Raw genomic sequence first — 9,310 nt, 5'->3', positions numbered from 1 at the left:
CGGGATCGCTCCGTACTAGGTTGAATCAACACGCAGATGGTTATTCCTATCGCAATTTTATCTGATCATGGAATGGACAAGACTTAGCTCGCCTTATATCCCCATGTCTGAAGTCAGGGGCTTTACGGCGAATTTCGGTAAGAATTAAGATATGCCGGTATTCATACCGGGTTTGCCAGTGGCAAGCTGCACTTTGATGATTTTGCCACCCATTTTCATAATCCGTTGCTGTTCTTTAAACCAGTTGTCGTAAGGAACGAGCTTGGTAAAGTATGTATTTTGTAATTCCCGCTGGGTGCGAATCCGGCTTTGGCTTGGCACGCAAGCCGTCACTTTGAACATTCTCATGGGCTTCTTGCTCCTGTTTCGGTGGAAAAAATTTGGATCTGAACAAAACTATCTTAATTGAAGCCAGGGAGTCCAGAGTCAATACTAGCTCGTTAAAACTCATCGAAATTTTTTCTCAAGCCTTTGACGAGCTAACACTCACTCTTGACTTCCCTGTCCTCAAAACTAGGTCGAGTTAATAGAGCGTTGTCCGAGTTAGCGATGATTTTTCAATCGCTGCTCTACAGGCTCCACACTCACCATTTAGCTCAAGCCAGAGCAGATGTAGTCGAAGTAGACGCCCATTTCTTTACCGGCATCAGGACCTACCAAACCGGCGGTCACTTCTTTCATGGCTTGGATTGCTTGGACGGTTGCACCGATCGGCACACCCAAGGAATTGTAGGTTTCTTTCAAGCCATTGAGCACGCGCTCGTCGAGGATGGAGGGGTCAGCCGCCAGCATCGCATAGGTGGCATAACGGAGGTAGTAGTCGAGGTCACGAATGCAAGCTGCATAGCGACGGGTGGTGTACATATTACCACCGGGACGGGTTACATCCGAGTACAGCAGGGACTTGGCAACGGCTTCCTTAACGATGATGGCTGCATTGGCGCTGATAGCGGTTGCAGCACGAACGCGGAGTTCGCCGGTTTGGAAGTAGCCCTTGAGTTTGTCAAGAGCGGAGTTGTCTAGGTACTTACCTTGGACGTCAGAGGAATTGATAACAGCAGTAATTGCGTCTTGCATTTTTTATGTTTCCTTAAACTGCGCGATCTGTGATTATTTACCTTAAACGAATGAAGTAGAGATCAGCTCTACTGCATCGCACCGATAACATAGTCGAAGTAGGAGCCAGCTTCGGATGCATCTTCAGCAGACAGCAAGGAAGCAGCTACGTTCTTCATGGCACGGATGCCTTCTGCAACGCCTTCAATCGGGGTGCCGAGAGATTTGTACATTTCACGAACACCGACAATTCCGATTTCTTCAATCGGGGTGACGTCGCCAGCAACGATGCCATAGCTGATCAGACGCAGGTAGTAGTCCAAATCGCGCAGGCAGGTGGCGGTCATTTCTTCACCGTAGGCGTTGCCACCGGGAGAAACTACGTCAGGACGCTTCTGGAACAGTTGATCGCCAGCTTGCTTGACGATACGCTCGCGGGATTCGCTCATGATTTGGGCGATGCGAACGCGGCGCTCACCAGTGGTGACGAAAGACTTGATCCGATCTAATTCGCCCGGGCTCAGGTAACGAGCCTCAGCATCAGCATTCACGATGGACTTCGTGACGATACTCATTAACTACTTCCTCCAACAATGAGAGTGTGTATCCAGATATATAAGATATTAATCTGGGTTTTGCAAGACCTTTCTCGGGTTTTGTGTTTTTAGGTTTTTTTACTCAGTGCTTGGGTTTGAGTCCCTTTTTCCTGAGTTACCCCACTTCTCCCTAGCAGTATTCTAAGGGAAGGTGGTTCACAAAAAAACTTTTGACTTCGACTGGATTTTGCAAATACGGATATTTTGCAGCATCACGTTTACATTCGCACTCTTTACTTAATATTTTGTAACAATTTTCCTCAGCTAAAGAGGGTTTGACCCCTATTCTTAGCCTGCTTGCCTCAGTTTCTCAAGTTGACAATTGGTAATTAAGTAAGCTGTTTTAATTTGAGCGTTAAAATTGCGTATCTGTAATTTTAACGGGAGGACCTCTCAGAATAGGGATGGGTCGCCCAGGACGGTCAGATGGGGCCACTGGGTGGTAAAATTGGCGAAAATCGGAATATAGACTGGGGATGTTCAGGGACCTCCCCCCGGCGATCGCCTTCTATTAATTTAAAGTCACAGCCATGAGTACATTTTTCGCCAACCCACTCCGCCAGAAATTTTCGGCGAGTATGGTGCAGGAATTTAACCAGGGTATTCTTCAAAGCCTTTTAGATATATAGTAATCCTTGCAGCAGTTGTGGCCAAGCTCCCTAGTAGTAAAGTTTGGGTAAGGTAAATATTTGACCATCAGCAAAAAACTTAACTGAACACTTAATCGCCTTAAATGAATTACATAAATTATCAAATCCTGAATTTTAGGCTCAGACTAATTTAGGACTGCTATATAGGGTTTTCTCATTGTAATAGGTGTTGTCACCCTAAGATCTATTCTGGACCACACCTAATCTAACAGGTTATCCCCAAGAAGATAACAATTGTTGGGCGTAGGATTTCACGTTTGACAGGGATAGTGTTGGGTCGAGGTTGCTCTTGACGAAACTAAACCACTGTGTTAAGATTCCTGTGTTTAGATAGCGGTAATTGATCCATTATCCCTATGGCAAACTATATAGTTGTTAAAGGAACGTCCGGTATTGGCAATCGTGTTTTAGCGGTAGCAACGGGAATTTTATATGCTCAGTTCAGTGGTCGCCAGTTGGTGGTTGATTGGCGGGATGGGAGTTATTCTAATACGGGAACTAACTTATTTTTTCGCTATTTCGATTGTCCGGTGGCACAGTCCGTGGAAGTGTTACCCGTGACTGATTCGATTTATCCTACCCCTTGGCAGAATCAACTGCATCGTTCCTTGGGGTCTTTACTCAATGAGTCAGGTCTCAATTGTGATAAAGACCTGTCTTTTGATGTATCCCGTTTGGATTATCCCGAAACTATTATTGTGTTATCAGCTTATACCCATAAAATTCATAAAATGCGCTCTTTATTTACTGGAGAATATAGTCATTTCGCCAAGCTAACGAATCCGGAAATTCTCAAGTTAGTTTTACAGTCTAACCTCACCTTAAAAGAGGATATTCGGTTAAAAGTTGAGCAATTTAAACAAGAATACTTTTCAGATTATATGATTGGGGTCCATATTCGTTACTCGGATATGAAGGTTCCTTTGTCAGAAATAGAAGCATCTCTCCAATCAATTGTCAGGACGGTTAAGTTCAAACACCCTAACTATAAGATATGTTTAGCAACGGATTCTCAAGAGGTTTTATCTTTATTTAAAGAAAAATTTATCAATGTTATTTCAACAAATAAGTGGTTTTCTCCTTCAGGAAAACGACTGCATCAAAATCATGAATGTCAAGATTTAATTCAAAATGGCATTGAAGCTTTAGTTGATTTATATTTGCTGGCGGATTGTGACCGTTTACTATTTTCCTCACAATCATCTTTTGGTTTATTGGCCAGTCTTTTAATGACTAATAACCAGGCTCGGCGCTATGATATTGAGCGGGAAAAATCCCTGATTAAACGAGTTAAATTAAAGCTTGAAAATATATGGAAATTTTAAATCATTTTAGCAGCATCATGACAGATTGAGGACGACCGACAATCTGATATAGCGACCCTAAATGAATTTGATAATGGATCCAAGCCCAAGAACCTTGGAGTGCGTTGGCGCCGCAAGTGCGGAACGCACTTACCTCGATCTTCGCTATCTCTCTGTCAGAATGATTTAGACGCGCTATATTCCCGTCAAAATCATTTGAGCAGCTAAAGCTCTTTTGACTTCTTGAGCATCTTTACTTGAGGTGAGAAAATCATCTAATTCCTTGATAATGGTCATGAGATCGCCTGCTCTGGAGGATGTATTCCTTAGATTATATCTGTAAGGTAAAGCCGATCGCCTGATCAGCTATTTTTTCCGCCACTTGCCAGCACTCCAATCCTCTCCCCCGGTTAACCGGGTTAAACTTTCATCAATCATGGCGGGTAATTCCTTAGCCGAATGGAGATAAGTCAAATTGAGCAAACTTTGTGCCGTGGCGATCGCCTCCTCTTGATTGATTCGTTCTAACAGTTCATCAGGACTATACTCACCCTCTAATACTTCCTCACTCGCCTCACGAATCGCTTCCTCAAATTCCACCTCTAGCATTTCCTGCCATTCATGTTGTTTCACATAATAAGAAGTTTTATTATCCTTTAAATTGAGTTTCTGAATTTCTCGTAACGAACTGCGAATTGAAGTCGCCCAAGAATTCGTCAATCGCTGTTCAACTTGGTTTTTAATTAAATGAATTAAGATTTTTAACAAAAAAGATTGAATATTCCTCAGAATTGCCTGTTTACTCATTCCTTCTAATTCATCAATGATTGCCAAAGCATCGGGATACCGTCCCTCTAAAATACTTGTTCTTAAATCTACGAGTTCTTGAGTCATAACTTAGCCCTAATCTCATCCACTAGATGACTAAACTGTTCAGCATTTAATCTGAGCCATCCTGGGAAGCTCAAAGCTCCCCCTACAACCCGGTGGGTTGAGGGGTTTTCACAATTGAGATGCCAAACAGCTTTCTATATTTTAGACTATACCCAATCCGAATTTGGGTTTAAAATGGGGGTAGGGTTTCCCACCCCACCCAAACGGGTGTCTCGTAGCTTACCCAATAGACCCCCATGATTGCCATTCCCCACCATATCAGCCCTGCCGACTACCTCGCTCTCGATCGCCAAAACCCCATCCGCCACGAATACCGACATGGCCTTGTTTATGCTATGGCAGGGGGTAGCGATCGCCATTCACGGATTGCAATAAACCTCCTGAGTGAGATTGATCAACACCTTGGCGACTCACCCAGTCGCTTCTACGGCAGCACTGTAAAAGTCAACTACAAAGATGAGTTTTATTACTACCCCGATGCCTTCGTAACCTGTGATCCGCGCGATCGCCAAGACCGCTACATTAAACGGTATCCTAAATTCATCGCCGAAGTGCTTTCAAGCAGCACCGAAGCCTTTGACCGAGACCTCAAATTCACCGACTACCAAAACCTCGACAGTCTGGAAGAATATGTGCTGATTTCCCAAGACAGCCAGCGGGTCGAATGCCGTCGCCGCACTGCTTCCGACACTTGGGAAACCACGATTTATGAGGCAGGCGATCGCATCACCCTCACCAGCCTCAACTTTGAATTTTCCAGCGATCGGCTCTATCGAGGTCTGGATTAACCCCCATTTGCACCAGTAAGGTTTAGTGTTCGCGCTCGGCGGCATAGCTTAGGCCAGCCCAGATATCTTCTTGGGTAAGATAGGGAAAGTCATCCAGGATTTCTGGGTAGGTCATGCCAGAGGCTAAATAATAGAGCACATCATAAACAGTGATTCGCATTCCACGAATACAGGGTTTACCAGTGCGTTTGCCCGGTTCTAGGGTGATGCGATCGCCATAGTTCATTGTTTGTACCTCTTTTTCAATATAGAGCCTATCCACTCAATCTCACTATCTTTATATTTTTCGTAGCATTTCATCATAATATCCTCATTAATTAACTAGATTCTAATCATTTAGCATAAGCATGATAGTTCTGTATAATGGTTCAAGCTCAACATGAATAATATTCCAAACTATTTGAGGATTAACTATAAAATAAGTATGGACAATTACATCCCTTAAACCTGCCACCTGTCGCCAGGGAATTTCAGTATATTGCTGCCTCAGAGAATCGGGAATCTGTTTAGTTGCCTCCCCAATAATCAGCAAATTATGAACAACTGCATCTAATGTTTTTGTATCTCGAACAAACTCGGAATAATCCATACCCTCTATGTAATCTTTTATTTTATCAATGCAAACACAAATATCCTGCAAATATAGCCCTAGATCACGAGACATAGACCACCTCTTTTAAAATCCTCTCTCGAATCTGAGCCTTAATATCTCCCTGAATAACCAAATCCACCTTCCGCCCAAATAAATCCTCTAAGAAAAACTTTAAATCCATATATTTTCTGAACGTTGGTGCCCCCTCAAACTCAACCAAAACATCTAAATCACTACTATCCGTCATCTCTCCCCGAACAAAAGAACCAAAGACCCCCAAAGACTTAACACCGTAAGTTAACTGAACTTGAGGGAGATACTGTTTTAACACCCCATACACCTCCCCAAAATTACAATAATTTAAACCATTAAGTTCCACCATGACTAAACCACCTGCTCTTTTATCGGGATAAATCATCAACCGCACTCATATTTTACCCTCGCCTCCGCCATGATGCGATCGCCCTCCGTGGTCTAACAGCAGCGATGAAACTCCAGATAAAGTGCATCCCGCCATACTGGGAGAGTCGCCGCCATTTGGGTTTCCAAGCCATGCAGATAATCCGTCGCCGAGGAAAACGCCAACTGGGGGAAGTGGAGCCACCGCCATTGTCGCCGGAGCGATTTAAAAGGAATGGTTCCCTATCCAATGATGGGAGAAGATGCCCAAGAGTGGGTTTCACGCACTCGGCGGGAAGGGGATGAGCATCGAAGTCAGGTGTTGCGAGGCGAATGATGAAAATGTAGAACGGAATCCTAGCTTTGTCGATCAGGTTGATCCAATATTTGAGTGATTAGAGTCTGGGATTACGCCAGTGGTGGGATCGGTGACGGTTGCCGAGTGCTTAGTGGGTGCGTTGCAGATGGGCTTAACGGATTTAGAACAAGTCTATATGGCTATCTTTACACGGGATGATGTACTGTTTGTGGAGAATACCCTGGCGATCGCTCGGCGATGCCCGAGACTATGCCACAGTGGTCAATATCCTGTACAATAATGCTGGATGCTATGTCTGTCATGGTTTTAGAATATTCCATACTCTCCTATTTTACCTGCGGAATGTAGGCTCAGAATAGGGATGGGTCGCCTAGGAGCGTCAAATGGGGCCACTGAGTGGTAAAATTGGCGAAAATGAGGATATAGACTGGGGATGTTCAGGTATCTCCCCCGGCGATCGCCTTCTATTCATTTAAAGTCACAGCAATGAGTACATTTTTCGCCAACCGACTCCGCAACAAATTTTCGGCAAGTGCGGTGCAGGAATTTAATCAGGGTATTTCTCAACACCTTTTAGATATAGAAGACAAGCGCCGAACCAACCTGTTTACCTGGCGCGGACAATTTTCGCCGCAATTGGTGGAAAATCTTTTACTCGCCTATTGTCCGAGAGATGCTACAGTTCTGGACCCCTTTTGTGGTAGTGGAACGGTGTTGTATGAGTGCGGTTATTTGGGATTAAAAGCGGTGGGATGTGAGTTAAATCCGGCAGCTTGGATTTTAAGTCGGATCTATGAGTTTATCAATCTCCGACTGGGCGATCGCCATCGAATCATCACCTCGGTATCCGGCAAATTACAGCAACAGTTCCCCCAACCTGAGTTATTTCAGACATTAGAATGCGATCGCCTAGAAGTTCCAGCGTTTCAGACCCGTTTATGCAGAATTTATCAGGAAGTAACCCCGTTAGAACAGGCAATTTTAGATGCTTTGGTCATTTTATTGGATTTAGATATTCAGCAGCCCATTAATATCCAAGAAATTAATACTGCATTTTTTGCAATTTGTCAATGGATTCGAGATTTTCCTAACTCGGAAAATTCGCTTAAAAGCCATTTAGGGGATGCTCGATGTCTTCCGGTTACCACGGATAGCATTGATTTTATTTTAACGTCTCCTCCTTACATTAATGTTTTTAACTATCATCAAAATTATCGAAATTCTGTAGAGTTTTTAAACTGGAATTTACTAGAAATTGCTAAATCTGAAATTGGCTCAAATCGGGCAAATCGGAGAAATAGATTTTTCACAGTGATTCAATATTGTCTGGATTTAACCTTAATTTTCAAGGAAATCAAAAGAGTTTGTAAACCAGGAGCGCGGATTATCTTTGTTGTGGGGTATGAATCCACCGTGTTAGGCGTTCCTTTTTACAATGCTAAAATTATTTCTGAACTGGCAACCCTAGGGGGTCAGTTTGAATTGGTTCTGACTCAGCAGCGACAATTTAAAAATAAATTTGGGAAGATGATTCGTGAAGATTTATTGCACCTAGTTCAAGCTAATACTACTTTATCCGCAGGGGATTGGGAGGCGGGAGTGAGACAAATTGCCAAAGCAGCGCTGAAGAATGGATTGGAACAGGTTTCAGAGAAAAATAAAGGGGCGTTGTTGGAGGCGATCGCCAAGGTTCCGGAAATAGAGCGATCGCCTCTCTATGTCAGCCAAACCAACCCAGAAAACAGTTTTATCAAATAATCAAAATTCAGCCATGTTAAAATTACCAACTCCTCACCATGATAAACTGCTGGCTTGTTTGCAAAACGACAAATTACCCGCAGGCGATCGGGAACGCATGGAGGAAGCACTACACCAATATCAGCAGTGGATTCAAGAGCTAGAATCTATTGATTCGGTTCAAGACAATACTGTTGAAAGATTAGTCGAAGCAACCAACCGATACAAGCGGTTCATCGAACTCGATCTGATTTTTGATAGTCCTGATAATTTTTTGTATCGCCAAAAGGGACAACTCAAATTAGATAATTCAATTCTTGAAGAGTTTCTCCCTCAACTCATTTACCGGAGTTTAACAGGATTAGATGATTCTTTTGAAATAGGCCCAAAAAATACATTTTCTGGATTGAGTTTTATTTCTTCTCTTGGTAATCCTGGACAGGGGGGAGAACCTCTCTTAAGAACCAAAAATCAAGATTTTATCTTGGGGAAAAAACTGTATTTAAAAACAGCGTTTGATAGCCAGTTTACCAATTGTAAGCTGCTGGAGTCTCATTTGGGATATGTCTGTGTTGAATGCAAAACTAATTTAGACAAACCCATGTTTCAAGAAGCTGTTGCGACTAGCCGGGATTTAAAAATAGCAGTACCCAGTTCATTGTACTTTCTTGTTGGTGAATTTCTGGATATGATTCCTGTTTCAATTGCGGCAACTGAAATTGATGATGTGTTAATCGTTCGGAAATCTAGACGCATTTCGGCAAATGTCCGCCAAGAATATAAAAACCCGGAAGCTAGACGGAGATACCGTCAATCTTACGCTGATTTTTTGGATGCTTCTCAATACTATTTCGATGTTTTTCAACGGATGATTGATAAAATTCAAACTTTAATCGACGATACCTCGCCGGGTATCGATCGCGTCTTAGAAAGAGGCCATTTTTAGGAAACTACTGGGAAATTTACCTAAATAGG

14 protein-coding genes are annotated in these 9,310 nt (G+C 43.1%); 5 read left to right on the top strand and 9 right to left on the bottom strand.

The window, feature by feature from the left end; all coding sequences use genetic code 11:
- Positions 1-144: 144 nt before the first annotated feature.
- The 4 genes from J0895_RS03540 to J0895_RS03525 form a co-directional block, all read right to left on the bottom strand.
- A complete protein-coding gene (locus tag J0895_RS03540; RefSeq protein ID WP_015147227.1) occupies positions 145-348 on the bottom strand; it encodes a phycobilisome linker polypeptide in 204 nt (67 codons plus the stop codon).
- Between the two features lie 243 nt (positions 349-591).
- Complete coding sequence (gene apcB / locus J0895_RS03535) at positions 592-1,077, bottom strand: allophycocyanin subunit beta (RefSeq protein ID WP_207086748.1); 486 nt, start codon at positions 1,075-1,077, stop codon at positions 592-594.
- Positions 1,078-1,145: 68 nt separating this feature from the next.
- Positions 1,146-1,631, bottom strand: a complete 486-nt coding sequence (apcA, locus tag J0895_RS03530) for a globin family protein (RefSeq protein WP_207086747.1) — start codon at positions 1,629-1,631, stop codon at positions 1,146-1,148.
- Positions 1,632-2,074: 443 nt separating this feature from the next.
- On the bottom strand, positions 2,075-2,263 hold the full coding sequence (locus tag J0895_RS03525; protein WP_207086746.1) for a hypothetical protein: 189 nt from the start codon (positions 2,261-2,263) through the stop codon (positions 2,075-2,077).
- Between the two features lie 395 nt (positions 2,264-2,658).
- On the opposite strand from J0895_RS03525, the gene J0895_RS03520 reads away from it, so the two are divergent.
- Complete coding sequence (locus tag J0895_RS03520; protein ID WP_207086745.1) at positions 2,659-3,627, top strand: nodulation protein NodZ; 969 nt, start codon at positions 2,659-2,661, stop codon at positions 3,625-3,627.
- 345 nt (positions 3,628-3,972) lie between these two features.
- On the opposite strand, the gene J0895_RS03515 is transcribed toward J0895_RS03520, so the two are convergent.
- Positions 3,973-4,500, bottom strand: coding sequence for a DUF29 family protein (locus J0895_RS03515; RefSeq protein WP_207086744.1), 528 nt, complete (start codon positions 4,498-4,500; stop codon positions 3,973-3,975).
- Positions 4,501-4,736: 236 nt separating this feature from the next.
- Between J0895_RS03515 and J0895_RS03510 the strand changes: the two genes are divergently transcribed.
- On the top strand, positions 4,737-5,288 hold the full coding sequence (locus J0895_RS03510; RefSeq protein ID WP_207086743.1) for a Uma2 family endonuclease: 552 nt from the start codon (positions 4,737-4,739) through the stop codon (positions 5,286-5,288).
- Positions 5,289-5,310: 22 nt separating this feature from the next.
- On the opposite strand, the gene J0895_RS03505 is transcribed toward J0895_RS03510, so the two are convergent.
- From J0895_RS03505 to J0895_RS03490, 4 genes are all read right to left on the bottom strand, one after another.
- Positions 5,311-5,514: a DUF433 domain-containing protein gene (locus J0895_RS03505; protein WP_207086750.1), complete on the bottom strand. Its 204-nt coding sequence runs from the start codon at positions 5,512-5,514 to the stop codon at positions 5,311-5,313.
- 102 nt (positions 5,515-5,616) lie between these two features.
- Positions 5,617-5,952 (bottom strand): HepT-like ribonuclease domain-containing protein, encoded by a 336-nt coding sequence (locus J0895_RS03500; RefSeq protein WP_207086742.1) that lies wholly within the window; start codon positions 5,950-5,952, stop codon positions 5,617-5,619.
- On the bottom strand, positions 5,942-6,298 hold the full coding sequence (locus J0895_RS03495) for a nucleotidyltransferase family protein (RefSeq protein WP_242541023.1): 357 nt from the start codon (positions 6,296-6,298) through the stop codon (positions 5,942-5,944). Before J0895_RS03495 ends, J0895_RS03500 begins: the two co-directional genes overlap by 11 nt.
- A gap of 9 nt (positions 6,299-6,307) precedes the next feature.
- A complete protein-coding gene (locus J0895_RS03490; protein WP_207086741.1) occupies positions 6,308-6,490 on the bottom strand; it encodes a hypothetical protein in 183 nt (60 codons plus the stop codon).
- Between the two features lie 208 nt (positions 6,491-6,698).
- Between J0895_RS03490 and J0895_RS03485 the strand changes: the two genes are divergently transcribed.
- The 3 genes from J0895_RS03485 (at position 6,699) to J0895_RS03475 (ending at position 9,281) form a co-directional block, all read left to right on the top strand.
- Positions 6,699-6,878, top strand: a complete 180-nt coding sequence (locus J0895_RS03485) for a hypothetical protein (RefSeq protein WP_207086740.1) — start codon at positions 6,699-6,701, stop codon at positions 6,876-6,878.
- A gap of 206 nt (positions 6,879-7,084) precedes the next feature.
- Positions 7,085-8,356, top strand: coding sequence for a DNA methyltransferase (locus J0895_RS03480; RefSeq protein WP_207086739.1), 1,272 nt, complete (start codon positions 7,085-7,087; stop codon positions 8,354-8,356).
- 13 nt (positions 8,357-8,369) lie between these two features.
- The gene (locus tag J0895_RS03475) at positions 8,370-9,281 is read left to right on the top strand and encodes a Bpu10I family restriction endonuclease (RefSeq protein WP_207086738.1); all 912 of its coding nucleotides are present in this window, start codon (positions 8,370-8,372) and stop codon (positions 9,279-9,281) included.
- Positions 9,282-9,310 lie beyond the last annotated feature (29 nt).

It is taken from the genome of Phormidium pseudopriestleyi FRX01, assembly GCF_017313335.1.
Lineage (GTDB): Bacteria > Cyanobacteriota > Cyanobacteriia > Cyanobacteriales > Laspinemataceae > Laspinema > Laspinema pseudopriestleyi.
This window is presented reverse-complemented; position numbering and strand designations above follow the sequence as displayed.